At 66.3% G+C, this 13,756-nt stretch carries 15 protein-coding genes; 6 read left to right on the top strand and 9 right to left on the bottom strand.

Annotated features, from left to right (window positions below; translation table 11 throughout):
* Nucleotides 1-81: 81 nt before the first annotated feature.
* Genes GSE44_RS02685 through GSE44_RS02670 form a run of 4 tightly spaced genes read left to right on the top strand, consistent with a single transcriptional unit; the run spans nt 82 to nt 4,192 of the window.
* Nucleotides 82-1,323, top strand: coding sequence for an acyl-CoA dehydrogenase family protein (locus GSE44_RS02685; RefSeq protein ID WP_159347064.1), 1,242 nt, complete (start codon nt 82-84; stop codon nt 1,321-1,323).
* Nucleotides 1,320-2,120 carry an SDR family NAD(P)-dependent oxidoreductase gene (locus tag GSE44_RS02680; protein ID WP_159347062.1) on the top strand — a complete coding sequence of 267 codons (801 nt, stop codon included), beginning with the start codon at nt 1,320-1,322 and terminating at the stop codon, nt 2,118-2,120. Before GSE44_RS02685 ends, GSE44_RS02680 begins: the two co-directional genes overlap by 4 nt.
* Nucleotides 2,121-2,124: 4 nt before the next feature.
* Nucleotides 2,125-3,207: a phosphotransferase gene (locus GSE44_RS02675; RefSeq protein WP_159347060.1), complete on the top strand. Its 1,083-nt coding sequence runs from the start codon at nt 2,125-2,127 to the stop codon at nt 3,205-3,207.
* Between the two features lie 28 nt (nt 3,208-3,235).
* Nucleotides 3,236-4,192 carry an SMP-30/gluconolactonase/LRE family protein gene (locus GSE44_RS02670; protein ID WP_235924519.1) on the top strand — a complete coding sequence of 319 codons (957 nt, stop codon included), beginning with the start codon at nt 3,236-3,238 and terminating at the stop codon, nt 4,190-4,192.
* A 26-nt stretch (nt 4,193-4,218) separates the two neighbouring features.
* Here the strand turns inward: GSE44_RS02670 and GSE44_RS02665 are convergent, their stop codons facing one another.
* Genes GSE44_RS02665 through GSE44_RS02655 form a run of 3 tightly spaced genes read right to left on the bottom strand, consistent with a single transcriptional unit; the run spans nt 4,219 to nt 6,418 of the window.
* The gene (locus tag GSE44_RS02665; protein ID WP_201305904.1) at nt 4,219-5,019 is read right to left on the bottom strand and encodes an SDR family NAD(P)-dependent oxidoreductase; all 801 of its coding nucleotides are present in this window, start codon (nt 5,017-5,019) and stop codon (nt 4,219-4,221) included.
* A gap of 54 nt (nt 5,020-5,073) precedes the next feature.
* Complete coding sequence (locus GSE44_RS02660) at nt 5,074-5,883, bottom strand: SDR family NAD(P)-dependent oxidoreductase (RefSeq protein ID WP_159347056.1); 810 nt, start codon at nt 5,881-5,883, stop codon at nt 5,074-5,076.
* Entirely contained in the window at nt 5,870-6,418 is a 549-nt protein-coding gene (locus GSE44_RS02655; RefSeq protein WP_159347054.1) for a carboxymuconolactone decarboxylase family protein, read from the bottom strand. The genes GSE44_RS02660 and GSE44_RS02655 overlap by 14 nt, the downstream gene beginning before the upstream one ends.
* 224 nt (nt 6,419-6,642) lie before the next feature.
* Between GSE44_RS02655 and GSE44_RS02650 the strand changes: the two genes are divergently transcribed.
* A complete protein-coding gene (locus GSE44_RS02650) occupies nt 6,643-7,620 on the top strand; it encodes an NAD(P)H-dependent flavin oxidoreductase (protein WP_159347052.1) in 978 nt (325 codons plus the stop codon).
* Nucleotides 7,621-7,666: 46 nt separating this feature from the next.
* On the opposite strand, the gene glk is transcribed toward GSE44_RS02650, so the two are convergent.
* Nucleotides 7,667-8,602 (bottom strand): glucokinase, encoded by a 936-nt coding sequence (gene glk, locus GSE44_RS02645; RefSeq protein ID WP_159347050.1) that lies wholly within the window; start codon nt 8,600-8,602, stop codon nt 7,667-7,669.
* A complete protein-coding gene (locus GSE44_RS02640) occupies nt 8,599-9,558 on the bottom strand; it encodes a 1-phosphofructokinase family hexose kinase (protein WP_159347048.1) in 960 nt (319 codons plus the stop codon). Before GSE44_RS02640 ends, glk begins: the two co-directional genes overlap by 4 nt.
* A gap of 309 nt (nt 9,559-9,867) precedes the next feature.
* Between GSE44_RS02640 and GSE44_RS02635 the strand changes: the two genes are divergently transcribed.
* Complete coding sequence (locus GSE44_RS02635) at nt 9,868-10,146, top strand: tripartite tricarboxylate transporter substrate-binding protein (RefSeq protein ID WP_328799050.1); 279 nt, start codon at nt 9,868-9,870, stop codon at nt 10,144-10,146.
* A 287-nt stretch (nt 10,147-10,433) separates the two neighbouring features.
* Here the strand turns inward: GSE44_RS02635 and GSE44_RS02630 are convergent, their stop codons facing one another.
* The 4 genes from GSE44_RS02630 to GSE44_RS02615 are packed head-to-tail and all read right to left on the bottom strand — an operon-like array spanning nt 10,434 to nt 13,729.
* Nucleotides 10,434-11,129, bottom strand: coding sequence for a 4-carboxy-4-hydroxy-2-oxoadipate aldolase/oxaloacetate decarboxylase (locus GSE44_RS02630; RefSeq protein WP_159347044.1), 696 nt, complete (start codon nt 11,127-11,129; stop codon nt 10,434-10,436).
* Nucleotides 11,126-11,854: a PIG-L deacetylase family protein gene (locus GSE44_RS02625; RefSeq protein ID WP_159347042.1), complete on the bottom strand. Its 729-nt coding sequence runs from the start codon at nt 11,852-11,854 to the stop codon at nt 11,126-11,128. Before GSE44_RS02625 ends, GSE44_RS02630 begins: the two co-directional genes overlap by 4 nt.
* 14 nt (nt 11,855-11,868) lie before the next feature.
* Nucleotides 11,869-12,735, bottom strand: coding sequence for an amidohydrolase family protein (locus GSE44_RS02620; protein WP_159347040.1), 867 nt, complete (start codon nt 12,733-12,735; stop codon nt 11,869-11,871).
* Between the two features lie 16 nt (nt 12,736-12,751).
* Nucleotides 12,752-13,729 (bottom strand): Bug family tripartite tricarboxylate transporter substrate binding protein, encoded by a 978-nt coding sequence (locus GSE44_RS02615; protein ID WP_235924517.1) that lies wholly within the window; start codon nt 13,727-13,729, stop codon nt 12,752-12,754.
* Nucleotides 13,730-13,756 lie beyond the last annotated feature (27 nt).

Genomic DNA, 13,756 nt, shown 5'->3' with positions numbered 1-13,756 from the left:
CCCTCACCCGCTTCCCGCCCCAGACTGGACACGGCCGCGCTGCGGCACAAGTCTACGCGAAAGACTGAACGGAGACGCCTGATGGATTTCAGCTTTTCGCCGAAGGTCCAGGAGCTGCGGTCAAGGCTGCAGACCTTCATGGACGAACATGTCATCCCCAATGACCATCTGCATCACGAGCAGCTGGCGACGGCGAGTGATCGCTGGCAGCCCGTGCCGATCACTGAAGCGTTGAAGCCCAAGGCGCGCGAGGCGGGGCTGTGGAACCTGTTCCTACCGGCCTCCGAGCATGGAGCCGGCCTCACCAACCTTGAATATGCTCCGCTGGCCGAGATCATGGGGCGCATTCCCTGGTCGAGTGAGGTGTTCAACTGCTCCGCGCCCGATACGGGCAACATGGAGACGATCGAGCGCTACGGTACGCAGGAGCACAAGGACCGGTGGCTGAAGCCTCTGCTTGCCGGCGAGATCCGTTCCTGCTTCGCCATGACCGAGCCGGATGTCGCCTCCTCCGACGCGACGAATATCCAGACGCGCATCGAGCGGCAGGGCGACCATTACGTCATCAACGGCCGCAAATGGTGGTCCTCGGGTGCCGGCGATCCGCGCTGTGCGATCTTCATCGTGATGGGCAAGACTGCGCCCGACAACCCGGACAAGCACCGCCAGCAGTCCATGATCCTGGTTCCGCGCGACACGCCGGGCCTGACGATCAAGCGGATGCTGCCCGTCTTTGGCTTCGACGACGCGCCGCATGGCCATGCGGAGTTGCTGTTCGAGAATGTCCGCGTCCCCGTTGGGAACATCCTGCTTGGCGAGGGCCGCGGCTTCGAGATTGCGCAGGGCCGTCTGGGGCCGGGACGGATCCATCACTGCATGCGGGCCATCGGGCTCGCGGAACGGGCGCTCGAAATGATGTGCCGGCGCTCGCTTGAGCGCCGGCCCTTCGGCAAGCCCCTGGCTGACCAGGGCGTCATCATCGAGCGTATCGCGCAATCGCGCATCCTGATCGATCAGGCGCGCCTGCTGACCTTGCATGCGGCCTGGCGCATGGACACCGTCGGCAACAAGGAGGCACGCGCCGACATCGCCGAGATCAAGGTTACGGCCGGCGAGATGGCCTGCCAGGTGATCGACTGGGCGATCCAGGCCCATGGCGGTGCCGGCGTGACGGAGGATTTCGCCCTCTCCTACATGTTCAAGATCGCCCGCACGCTGCGCATCGTGGACGGCCCGGACGAGGTGCACCGCTTCCAGCTGGGGCGGATGGAGTTGAACAAGTACCGGCCGCCGCGCAATTCGCAGGCAGGAGCCGCGGCATGAGCGGTGACATGAGCCGCTCGTTGTTCGACCTGACGGGTCAGGTTGCAATCGTCACCGGTGCATCGCGCGGGATCGGGCGCGCCATTGCTGAGCGGCTGGCCCAGCACGGCGCCAGGGTGGTCGTGTCCTCGCGCAAGGTGGAGGCGTGCCAGGTGGTGGTCGACGCCATTGCCGCACGTGGCGGCGAAGCCTTCGCCCAGGCCTGCAACATCGGCCGGAAGGAGGATCTGCAGGCGCTGGTCGATGCCGCCACGGCACGCTGGGGCCGGATCGACACGGTGGTCTGTAACGCGGCCGTGAACCCACATTTCGGCCCCTCGATCGACATGCCGGACGAGATCTTCGACAAGATCATGGCGTCCAACATCCGCTCGAACCTGTGGCTCGCACATATGGTCATGCCGGGCATGGCAGAGCGCGGCGGCGGCGCGGTGATCGTCATCTCTTCGATTGGCGGCTTGCGCGGCTCGCCCGTGCTCGGCGCCTATGGCATCTCCAAGGCCGCCGACATGCAGCTCGCGCGCAACATCGCGGTGGAATGGGGCCCGCGCAATATCCGCGCGAATTGCATCGCCCCCGGGCTCGTGCGCACGGATTTCGCCCGGGCGCTCTGGGAGAACCCCGATATCTACCGCAAGCGTACCCGAGACACGCCGCTGAAGCGCATTGGCGAGCCGGACGAGATCGCCGGCGCCGCCGTGTTCCTGGCCTCCTCCGCCGGCAGCTTCATGACGGGGCAGACCATCGTGATCGATGGTGGCGTGATGGCCGGGTCACCGGCGGTCGGAGAGGACTGAAGCGATGGCCGCCGAGGCTCTCCCGCCAGCGGGCGCGCCCCTGCTGGTGCCGGTCCTTGAGAACCACCGCTTCGACGAGGGCGCTCTGGCTCGTTATCTGGCGGAGCACCTTCCCGACTTCGGCGGCACCGGGCTGACAGTGCGCCAGTTCCAGGGCGGCCAGTCGAACCCGACCTTCCACCTGCAGACGCCCGGCTGCGCCTATGTGTTGCGCAAAAAGCCACCGGGGAAGTTGCTGCCCTCCGCCCATGCGGTGGAGCGTGAGTTCCGCGTCATGCAGGCCCTCGCAGGCAGCGATGTTCCAGTGCCGGCGACGCGCCTGCTCTGCGAGGATCCGGCGGTCATCGGCACGCCCTTCTTCGTCATGGACCACGTGCCCGGCCGCATCTTCGCTGACCGCGTGATGCGCAGCGGTACATCTAAGGAACGCCGGGCCGTCTATGACGACCTCGCCCGGGTTCTAGCTGCGCTGCACCGCGTCGACTGGCGTGCGGTGGGGTTGGCCGATTTCGGCAGGGCTGAGCGCTACATGGAGCGGCAGGTTCAGCGCTGGACCCGGCAATGGGAGGCCTCGAAGGTCGAGGAGATGCCGGCCATGGACCAAGTGGCCGCTTGGCTTGCCGCGCATCTGCCGGCTGATGATGAAACGGCCATCGCGCATGGTGACTACCGGCTCGGCAACGTCATCCTGCATCCGGAAGAACCCCGCGTCGTCGCCGTGCTTGATTGGGAGCTTGCGACACTCGGCCATCCATTGGCAGACCTCGCCTATGCCTGCCTGACCTACCACCTCCCGCCCGGGCCGACCGGCCTGACCGGCGTGCTCGGCACGGATTACCAGGGGCTGGGCATTCCAACCCAGGAGGAGTTCGTCGCCACCTACTGCCAGGCAGCCGGGCGGCCCGTCCCGGCGGATCTGGATGTTTTCGTCGTCTTCTCGATGTTCCGCCTCGCTTCCATCGTCGCGGGCGTCTGGCGGCGTGCGCTGGACGGAAACGCTTCCGATCCGCGAGCCATCGGCTATCGCGATCGCTATCGCGGCATGGCCGAGGCCGCCTGGGACATCGCTCGGCGGCTTGGCGCGTGAATCGAAAACAAGGGGGAGCAGTCACGGAATGACACGGATGAATCCAGCCGGGCGTGATGCGCTGGCAGTGCCCGGAGCCCGCATCCTTGCGGACGGGCTGCGCTTCCCCGAAGGTCCCGTGGTGCTGCCCGATGGCCGAGTTGCTCTGGTGGAAATTGCTGCCGGCCGCATCACCGCTATCGGCCCGGATGGCAGCAAGTCCGTGCTAGCCACGCCAGGCGGCGGGCCGAACGGGCTCGCGCTCGGGCCGGACGGGATGCTTTACTGCTGCAACAACGGCGGCTTTGAGTGGATCGAGGGGGAGGGTGTCCTCCGCCCCCACGGCCAACCGGCGGACTATGCCGGCGGCCGGATAGAGCGGATTGATCCAGCCAGCGGCGCCGTGACGCTCCTCTATGGAGAATGTGACGGCAGGCGTCTGCGCGGGCCGAATGACATCGTGCTCGACGACAAGGGTGGCTTCTGGTTCACCGATCTCGGCAAGGTGCGTGCCCGCGACCGGGAGCATGGAGCGGTGTACTGGGCTGCACTCGATGGCAGCCGGATTGTCGAGGCAGCCCATCCTGTTCCCGGCGGCGCCAATGGCCTCGGCCTGTCACCCGACGGGCGTATATTGTACGTCGCCGAAACGGAGACCGGCCGGCTCTGGCAGTTCGAGATCCTCGGTCCCGGTGAGCTGCGGAAGGCGCCTTGGCCCAGCCCGCATGGCGGCACGCTGCTCTGCCAGATGCCTGGCTTCCGGAGGCTCGACAGCCTTGCGGTCACGGCCGCCGGCAATGTCTGCGTGGCGACGCTGGTGGCGGGCGAGATCACGACCGTCTCTCCGGAGGGGGAGATCCTCGACGTGGTCCGCTGCGGCGAGAGAATGCCGACCAATATATGCTTCGGCGGTCCCGACTTGCAAACCGCATACATCACGCTGTCCAACACGGGACGCTTGCTAGTCGTGCCTTGGGAAGAACCAGGTCTGGCGCTCACAGCTTAGGCCCGGGCTGCCTCGCGGCGGGGCCGCTACGGCATAGCAGCGGATATCCCGCCATCCACGACAAGTTCCGTTCCGGTGATGTGCTTCGCCTCGTCCGAGGCGAGGAACAGCACGGCATGCGCGATGTCCCAGGCATCGCCCATCCGCCCCATCGGTACCTGCGCATTGCGCCGGGCGATCAGCGCCGCAGCATCGTTGGCGCCGAGTTGCCGAACGAGCCGGTGCTCGACCAGCGGCGTATGCACGAGGCCCGGGATAACCGTGTTGCAGCGGATACCGAGCGCCGCATGCTCCATGGCCACTGATTTCGACAGCGCCAAGATCCCGTATTTCGAGGCGCTGTAGGCGACATGCGGACGGTCGGCGCTCATCCGGAGAGCGGCGATCGAGGAGAGATTGACGATGGCGCCGCGCCCACGCCGCTTCAGATGCGGCAGCGCGTGCTTGCAGCCGAGGAAGGCGCTGCGCAGATTGAGGTCGATCTGCCGCTCCCAATCTGCCTCCGCCATGCTCTCGGCCCCGCCGGGGAAGGATCCGCCGACATTGTTGACCAGGATGTCGAGCCCGCCATGCAGGGCAACGCAGCGGTCAAAGGCGGCGCGGAACTCATCTGAATTCGTGACGTCCGCGACATGGGCTGTCGCCGAGCCCCCTTCCCCCTGAATAAGGGCAAGCGTCTCGTCGACCGCCTCCTGCCGGTTGTCCAGCGCGAAGACAGTGGCGCCCTGCCGCGCCATCAGAACCGCCGTCGCCTTGCCATTGCCCCAACCAGTGCCGACCGAGCCGGCACCTGTGACGAAGGCGATCTTACCGTCCAGCCGCAGCATCCCATACTCCCCTGTCATGCCCGCTGGGAGCAACCCAGCATTCGCGTCCCCGGTTCAGTTCCGGACGGCCGCGCAAAGCCCGCCATCCACCAGGATCTCGGTACCCGTGATATATTTCGCGGCATCGGAGGCCAGGAACAGCGCCGCTTCGGCCACATCGAAGGCCTGCCCCATATGGCCCATCGGGACCTGTTCGTGGCGACGGCGGTAGAAGGCCTCGCGATCCAGACCGGTTTCGCGGCTCGCGAACTGTTCCGCGAGCTTCTCGACCAATGGCGTTTCGATCAGGCCAGGCAGGACGCAGTTCAGCCGCACACCGCGCCGCGCGTAATCGACCGCGACCACGCGGCTGAACTGCACCAAGCCCGCCTTAGCAGCAGCGTAGCCCGCCTGCGGCTTGCCCGTGTAGCGGATGGCGGCCGTGGAAGCGATGGAGACGATGGCGCCCTTTCGCTGCTGCTCCATCACTGGCAGCACGGCCTTGCAGCACAGGAAGGCGGATTTCAGATTGATGTCGATCTGGCTGTCCCAGACTTCCTCATCCATGGTTGCGGGGTCGCCGGGCAGCGACAGGCCGACATTGTTCACCAGAATGTCGATGCGGCCGAACTTCTGCAGGCATTCAGCGACCAGCGTATCCACCACGGCCTTATCTGTGACGTCTCCGGTGCCGAGCACGAAACGCCCGCCCTCCCCCTCCACGATGCGCCGCGTCTCCTCCCCGGCCTCGCGGTTCCGGTCGATGCCGTAGATCGTGGCGCCCGCGCGGGCGAAGGTGACGGCAATGGCCTTACCATTGCCCCAGCCCGGGCCCTGCGACCCGCAGCCGGTGACGATTGCCACGCGGTTCTCAAGAGCGGCCATGGGCAGGCGCCCTCATATCGTCATGGTGGTCGATCTTCAGCGCTTCCAGGAACCTCGAGACCATGTTGTAGGCGCCGATGGTCGCGGTCAGCTCCACCAGGCAACGGTCGTCCAGGACACGACGCACGCCGGCAAAGATCTCGTCCGGCACGCGGATTTCACGCGTCATCGCGTCGCAATAGCCAAGCACGGCAGTTTGGACCTCGTCGAAAAGGCCCGACTGTCGCCATTCGCCGAGCGCGGCAACCTGGGCCTCAGTGAGCCCCTCGCTCAGGGCAATTGGCGCGTGTTGCGCGGCCTCATAGGGCGCGCCATTCAAATGCGCGATGCGCATGATGACCAACTCCCGCAACCCACCCGGAAGCATGCACTCATGGCGGATCGCAGTCAGGAAGCGCAGCCAGCCTTCTGCCACTGGGCCGCTATGGAGCAGCATGGCATAGAGGTGAAGAAGGCTTCCACGTTCGCGGATGATGCGCTCCACCAACAAGGACGTGTCTGGTTTTGCCGGATCGGCATAGGCGATGCGGGCCAAGGCGTCTCCTCTCCGCGGTGATCGCGCCCTCTCGGCGCGTCGCCGCTGCTGCTGTCCTGTGCCGGACCTGCGGTAAGCGGAACAGCAGCTTGGCCTCCGGTCAAGGTCTTCAGTCCACCGGGCGGACCTGCAGCTTGCGTCGCACTCGCTAGACGTTCCTTTCAGCAGCCGGCAAGATCGCCCAGTCGCGGCGGCCTCCGCCGCCACCGCAGGAACGGCAGCGCATGACACTCCTCGCTTCGCTCAAGGGCCGGCTGTCGCTGCCGGTGATCGGTTCACCCTTGTTCATCATCTCCGTTCCAGACCTGGTGGTGGCGCAATGCACGGCCGGGGTCATCGGGAGCATGCCTTCGCTCAACGCACGCCCTGCATCGCAGCTCGAGGACTGGTTGGCCGAGATCCGGGAGCGGCTCGATGCGCATGATGCACGCCATCCGGAAGCACCTTCGGCCCCTTTCGCGGTGAACCTGATCGTGCATCGCTCCAATGACCGGCTGGAACACGACTTGGCACTCTGCGCGAAGCATCGCGTTCCCTTGGTTATCACCTCGCTCGGTGCGCGCCCGGAGGTGAATGACGCGGTGCATGCCTATGGCGGTTTCGTGATGCACGATGTGATCAACCAGACCTTCGCCCACAAGGCCGTCGAGAAGGGCGCCGACGGGTTGATCCTGGTCGCCGCCGGTGCCGGCGGGCATGCTGGAAGCCTCTCCCCCTTTGCCTTGATGCAGGAGACCCGCGCTTGGTTCGACGGGCCGATTGCCCTCTCCGGCGCCATTGCGAGCGGCCGTTCCATCCTGGCAGCGCAGGTGATGGGCGCTGACTTCGCCTATATCGGCAGCGCCTTCATCGCGACCGAGGAGGCACGTGCCGCCGAGGCGTACAAGCGCATGATTGTCGACAGCAAGGCTGCGGACATCGTGTACAGCGACCTCTTCTCAGGCGTCCTGGGCAACTACCTGCGCGGCTCCATTAGCAATGCGGGGCTAGACCCCGACGCCCTTCCTGCCCCGGACCGTTCCAAGATCGACTTCTCATCCGACCGGAAAAGGGCCTGGAAGGACATCTGGGGCTCGGGCCAAGGCATCGGAGCGGTACGGGAGGTCGAACCCGCCGCCGCCCTGATCTCCCGGCTAAGAGACGAATACAGGCAGGCGGTTCAGGAAATGGGCCTCGCACGCGCACTGATCCGGCCAGAGTGAAGGCGGCAGCCCGCAGCCTAGCAGCGGCGCATCAGCGCTGCTCGCCTTACTCCTCCTGATAGATTGCAGCACCCAGCAGCCCTGTATGTGGCCGCATCACCTGATTGATCGGCAAGGTCCCGAGATAACCCGAGAAGCGCCCTTTGGCAGTGAAACCCTCCGTCAGCGCAGAGACGTCGAGCAGCGGACCTAGGTTCCGGCATAGGCCACCAGTGATGTAGACGCCGCCATCGGCCAGGAGGGTCAAGGCCAGGTCACCTGCTGCCGCACCCAGGATTGCGGAAAACATCCGCAAGGCGTCGAGGCAGATGGGGCAATTTCCGGCCGCAGCCCCGTCCGAAATCTCGGTCGGAATCCCAAAGCGCTCCGGCACCCCCTTGATTTTCGCCAGACCATTGGCGAGCCGCAGCAGGCCGGGCCCGGAGAGCAGGCGCTCCGTGGAGACATGGCCGAATTCGCCCCGTAGGTGGCGGAGGATTTCGGCTTGCTGGTCGTCCTGGGGCGAAAAGGACGCGTGACCTGCCTCGCTGGAGAGCACCCGCGCCTTCGCGCCGTCCTCCAGCAGGAAGGCCACACCCAGGCCCGTGCCCGGGCCAATGACTACGCGCGGCCGGCCTGCGCGGGGCGTGCCGGGCTTCAGCAGGCGAATATCCTCCTGACCAAGGCCACGGATTGCGGCAGCTTGCGCCACGAAGTCGTTGATGATCGTCAGCCGGCGAAGGCCGAGGCGATCCCGCGCATCTGGGATAGTGAAGCGCCATGGGCTGTTGGTGAAGGCCACCTCATCACCGAGGACGGGGGTGGCAACGGCGAAGACCGCCTCATCCACTGCGCGTCCGGCGAGGTAGGTCTGAGCCGCTTCGATCAGCCCGGGGTACTGGGTGACCGGCAGTTTGCGCTCGTCCTGCGGAACGCCGCCCGGTTCGCAGAGCGCGAAACGCGCATTCGTGCCGCCAATATCGCCGATGAGCCGCATGCTCATTCCCCCTCCTTCACCCCGCCTATTGGCACTCCGTGGATCCGTTGGCGCAGCTCCTCCACCTCCGAACGTCGCGGATGCGCGGTGCCGGCATTGGACACCGCGGCGGCTCCGGCCGCGACGCCCCAGGCGAAGGCATCCTGTGCGCTCTGCCCGCGGGCGAGCGCGAGCGTCATGGCCGCCAGGAAGCTGTCCCCGGCCCCAACCGCGCCGCGCACGACCACATCCAGCGCGGGCAGGCGCAGCGTGCCCTCGGCTGTGGCCAGCAGGGCTCCATCCCGGCCCAGGGTGACGGCGACCAGACGAACGCGCCCGGAGCGGACCAGCTCCACCGCCGCCTGCTCCAGCAGCACCTGCTCGCGCAGTTCACGCCCGATCAGCGCCTCAAACTCGCCGAGGCTTGGCTTCACCAGCTCCACTCCACCCTTCTCGAGGGCGAGGTGGAGTGCCTCGCCGGAGGTGTCGAGCACGAAGCGCGTACCGCGCTGCTCCGCGATGGCGCCGATGCGTGCGTAGAAATCCGGGGGCACGCCAGCTGGCAGGCTGCCGCTGGCGACGAGCCATCCCCCCTTGATCTCCTCAAGGGCTCTCAAAGTCGCTGCCCATTCGGGTCCGGTGACAGTCGGCCCCTCAGGGACGAAGCGGTATTCCAGATCGCTGCTCTGATCATGGATCGTCTGGCTGATACGCGTGCGTCCCTGGATCGGGATGCTGCGCCGTGGCACCTCGGCCTCGTCGAGCAGCTCCTCGAGGAAGCGGCCGGTGACTCCGCCTGCCAGTATCATCGCCAGCGTTTCGCCACCCAGCTCACGCACCACGCGTGAGACATTCACGCCGCCTCCGCCGGGGTCCTGCCGCTCGTTGAAGGTCCGGACCTTCCGTATCGGCTGCACGGCCTTGGCCTCGCTGGCCAGGTCGATCGTTGGGTTCAGGGTGAGCGTGGTGATCAGCGGAGGCATCGAAAAGGCTTACCTTCGGATGGATGTCTTGTGCCGGGTATAACGCGCTTCGCTCACCCATAGACGCTGGCCACACCACGGCAAGGGACCGGCGCTCACCACTACGTCAGATGCCGCAGGCCCACACGGAAACGAGAGCGAACAGGGCCCGCTAAGCCGTGCCGGAGACCGGTCCACGTACTGAGGTAGGCAGCCGACTATCCCAGCCGTAGATTCAGCATCGTCGTCCCCTTCGTGCCCGGCGGCGGCACGAATGCGCTGGCCCGGTTCACCGCCAAATACATGGGTGTCACCTGACGGCACCCTGTTGTGGTGGACAACCGTCCAGGTGCATCCGGAAAGCTGGGGACCAAGTTGCTCCTGCGCGCGACGCCCGATGGCTACATGCTGCTGATGGCCTGGACCGGCGCTTCGATGACGGTGGCCGGGAAGGACAAGCCCTTCTCGATGCGGCAGGAGTTGGCGCCCATCACCCTGGCCGCAGCGCCGGCGTATCTCGCCGTGTCACATCCCTATTGCCACCAGCGCGCCTCTCGGCACCGCTATTTCCCAGGCAAATACAGCCGAACTTTACCTGAAGCCGGGTAATCTGTGCGTGGCTAGGCTGGAAGGCGTGATGGAACTGCGCACGCACATCGTGTCGCCAGCCAGTTGACGGAACAGCCGTGGCGGAGACCGAAGGATCTTTCCTCCGGCCTCCGCTGTCGATTCGGCCGGAGTGGCGGCCCGAAAGCGACTGAGACGGTGCGGCGGAGGCTACGCCGCTGACACTTTGAAGGATCTTCCGTTCACATGCGTTCACTTAGAATGCTGTAGCTCTTTGTTTGAAGAGCGGAATCATGCTTTCGGGCGGTCCCTCCCTGCAGCGATCTGCGCTAGGCATCCTCGATCCGGTCCACATAGCGGAGCCCCGCCTGTTCCAAAGCGGGTCGCATCCCGTAAAGATCCAGCCCTAGAACACCCGAAGCCAGCTTGCTGCGCTTACCTTCCTCATTCGCTTGCCGCTTCTCGGCAGCCGCGAGGGTCGCCTCGATCTCCGCAGCAGGAACGACGACCACGCCGTCATCATCCGCCACAACAATGTCGCCCGGCCGCACGGAGACGCCCGCGCAGACCACCGGAACATTCACCGAGCCGAGCGTCGCCTTCACCGTCCCGCGCGCGGATATGGCCCGGGACCAGACGGGAAAGCCCATCTCCCGAAGCACCGCCACGTCACGCACGCCGGCATCGATGACGAGGCCGCGCGCGCCGCGCGCCTTCAGGGAGGTTGCGAGCAGGTCGCCGAACATGCCGTCCGTGTTGTCGGTTGTGCAGGCGACGACGAGGATGTCCCCCTCCTGGCACTGCTCCACGGCAACATGGATCATCCAGTTGTCGCCGGGCTGTGCCAGCACGGTGACGACACTGCCAGCCGCTGCCGCGCCAGCCCAGGCCGGGCGCATATAGGGCTTCATCAGGTTCGGCGCCCGCCCCGAAGCCTCATGCGTCGTCGAGACGCCAAGGGGTATGAATCGGCTGATCGTGGCAAGATCGGCGCGCGGGTTGTGGCGGACGACGACGGGGTTCATGCCAGCACCTCCACGGCATCAGGGAAGATGGTCTGATAGGCTTCCCCGTAGGTCATGGCTTTGCCCGAATTGCGCCCGCCCTGCATGCCGCGGTTCAGTGCGACGCGCTCGTAGTAGTCCCAGAGGTGGCGCTGGGCGGGAAGCTGCTCGAAGGCTTTCCACTTCGTCCCCCACACCTCGGTGATGTTGAGGATACGGTTCGGCTTGAAGCCGCATTGCTCAGGCTGGTGCGGTTCGAACTGGAAGACCTGTGGGGCGGAGTAGGCGACCCCGCCACGGCCGGGCTTATGGCCCGCGGCCTGGGCGATGATCCGCGCCTCCTGCGCGAAACGGGATGCCTCCGGGTGATCGACATTGTAGGGATCGGCCACCGCATGGGTGAGCACGAAGGACGGGCGGACCTCCCGGTAGATGTCGATCAGGCGGTCCAGCATGGCCTCCGTCAGGCGGAGCGGATAATCGCCGGCATCGAAGAACTCGATCTCGGCGCCGAGCACCTGAGCGGCCGCCTCGGCCTCGGCGCGGCGGCCGGCCTTGCAGGCCTCCAGCGTCATGCCGGGCTGTTTCCAGGCCCCCTGGCTCTCGCCGCGCTCCCCGTAGGAGAGGCAGACGATCTTCACGCGGTAGCCTATCTTCGCATGCAGCGCGATGGCGCCGCCCGCGCGCCAGACGAAGTCACCGGGATGGGCGGTGACGACAAGGCCGGACTTCTGGGTGGCTGACATGGTGGGCTATCCTCCTAGCGCGCCCAGTAGAGGCGGTCGGGATTGTCGATCAGGATCTTGCGGCGGGCCGTCTCGTCCTCCACGGCCAGGGCCAGGAGGTCCACGAGGTCGCCATCATTCGGCATGTCGCCGGCGATGTTCGGATGCGGGAAGTCTGTGCCCCACAGAGTCCGATCAGGCGCCGCCTCGGCCAGCCGGCGGGCGAAGGGCACTGCATCGTGGAAGGGGGCCCCGGCGCTGGAGACACGCTCCGGGCCGCAGATCTTCACCCATGCCAACTCGTTGCGCATCAGTTCGAGCAGGCGGCGGAATGGCTCCTGCTCCAGCCCATTCTTCGCCTGCACGCGGCCCATATGGTCAATGACAAAGGGCACCTTGATGCGGCCGATGCGCTCCGCATGCTCCAGGATGTCCCCAGCATCCAGATGCAGCACGACGTGCCAGCCGAGCGGCCGGATTCTGTCCAGCACGCGATCGAAGGCCTCCAGATCCGGTGTCCCGCCGAGGTGCTTCACGAAGTTGAAGCGCACGCCGCGCACCCCACCGCGGTCCAGTTCCTCCAGTCCTGCATCCGTGATGCTGCCGCCAACGATCGCGATACCGCGATAGGCGCCCCCACTACGGCCGATCGCATCGACCATCGCCGTGTTGTCGGTGCCGTGGCAGCTCGCTTGCACGATCACCGCGCGCTCCACGCCGATGGCGGCGTGGACCCGGCGCAGGTCCTCCACTGGTGCATCGGGCGGCGTGTAGGATCGGTCAGGCGCATAGGGGAACCTGTCCGCCGGACCGAAGACATGGCAATGCGCGTCGCAGGCGCCCGCCGGCAGCTTGCAGGCAGGCGTCCTGGGATTCGGATCCGGGGCCTTGCAGGTCTTCATGCTCATCGCCTCTCGATCACTGCCGCTCAATGCCAGCGCGTTCGATCACGCGGCGCCACTTCTCAGCTTCCGTCTCCATCAGCCGGCCCAGGGCGGCAGGTTCGTCACCCTTGGCCTCCACACCCGCATCCAGCAGCTTCGCGCGGATGGCCGGATCCGCCAGGGTGGCATTCAGCTCCCGGTTCAGAAGGGCGATCACCGGCACTGGCGTGCGCGCCGGGGCAACCACGGCGTTCCAGGAGGTCACGTCGAAGCCGGACAACCCGCCCTCTTGTAAGGTCGGCACATCCGGCAAGTTGGCCGCACGCTGGGCCGAAGTCACGGCGACGGCGCGAAGCGAGCCGTCCCGTATCTGGCCCATCAGCGGCGCCACGATCTCGAAGGCCGCGGTCACGTCATTGCGCAACAGGCTGGTGAGCAGTGCGGGCGTGCCGGAGAATGGAACGATGGTCGCCTCCACATTGGCGGAAGTCTTGAACAGCTCGGCGGACAGGTTTTGCGTGCTGCCGACGCTGATCGTGCCGATGTTGCTGTTGCGCGGGTCATTCCTCAGCCGCGTGAGCAATTCCTGCACCGTGCGGATCGGCGAGCCAGGCGCAACCAGGATAGCGATGGCGAAGGTGCCCATCAGCCCGACTGGCGCAAAATGGCGGATCGGGTCGAAAGGTAGAGAGCGGAAGAGCGACTTGCTGATGGCATTGGCATTGGTCGCGACCATCAGCGTGGCGCCGTCGGCCGGGGCCGCAACCAGGACTTGGCCTGCGACGATGCCGCCCGCGCCGGGGCGATTCTCGATCACCACCGGCTGCTTCAGCCGCTCGGACAGGGCGGCGCCGACGGTGCGGGCGGTCAGGTCCGCCACGCCTCCGGCGGCGTTGGGCACGATCAGGCGGATGGGCTTGTCCGGGAGCGTCGCCTGGGCGGCGGCCGGGCCAGCCCAGACCGCAGCGGCCAATCCAACCAGACGCAGGGCATCACGGCGTTGGATGTTCACGGGCGTCTCCTCATCTTCCGCACCTTC

Source organism: Muricoccus harenae, assembly GCF_009848505.1.
Classification (GTDB): domain Bacteria; phylum Pseudomonadota; class Alphaproteobacteria; order Acetobacterales; family Acetobacteraceae; genus Roseomonas; species Roseomonas harenae.
Note: the sequence above shows the minus strand (reverse complement) of the source record. Positions and strands in the feature narration are given on the sequence as shown.

Bases quoted from the DNA above. Each gene is read 5' to 3' on its own strand.
- GSE44_RS02640 (WP_159347048.1), bottom strand. From the start codon at position 9,558: ATGCCTCCGCTGATCACCACGCTCACCCTGAACCCAACGATCGACCTG.
- GSE44_RS02675 (WP_159347060.1), top strand. From the start codon at position 2,125: ATGGCCGCCGAGGCTCTCCCGCCAGCGGGCGCGCCCCTGCTGGTGCCG.
- GSE44_RS02650 (WP_159347052.1), top strand. From the start codon at position 6,643: ATGACACTCCTCGCTTCGCTCAAGGGCCGGCTGTCGCTGCCGGTGATC.
- GSE44_RS02680 (WP_159347062.1), top strand. From the start codon at position 1,320: ATGAGCGGTGACATGAGCCGCTCGTTGTTCGACCTGACGGGTCAGGTT.
- GSE44_RS02685 (WP_159347064.1), top strand. From the start codon at position 82: ATGGATTTCAGCTTTTCGCCGAAGGTCCAGGAGCTGCGGTCAAGGCTG.
- GSE44_RS02630 (WP_159347044.1), bottom strand. From the start codon at position 11,129: ATGAACCCCGTCGTCGTCCGCCACAACCCGCGCGCCGATCTTGCCACG.
- GSE44_RS02620 (WP_159347040.1), bottom strand. From the start codon at position 12,735: ATGAAGACCTGCAAGGCCCCGGATCCGAATCCCAGGACGCCTGCCTGC.
- glk (WP_159347050.1), bottom strand. From the start codon at position 8,602: ATGAGCATGCGGCTCATCGGCGATATTGGCGGCACGAATGCGCGTTTC.
- GSE44_RS02670 (WP_235924519.1), top strand. From the start codon at position 3,236: ATGACACGGATGAATCCAGCCGGGCGTGATGCGCTGGCAGTGCCCGGA.
- GSE44_RS02660 (WP_159347056.1), bottom strand. From the start codon at position 5,883: ATGGCCGCTCTTGAGAACCGCGTGGCAATCGTCACCGGCTGCGGGTCG.
- GSE44_RS02625 (WP_159347042.1), bottom strand. From the start codon at position 11,854: ATGTCAGCCACCCAGAAGTCCGGCCTTGTCGTCACCGCCCATCCCGGT.
- GSE44_RS02665 (WP_201305904.1), bottom strand. From the start codon at position 5,019: ATGCTGCGGCTGGACGGTAAGATCGCCTTCGTCACAGGTGCCGGCTCG.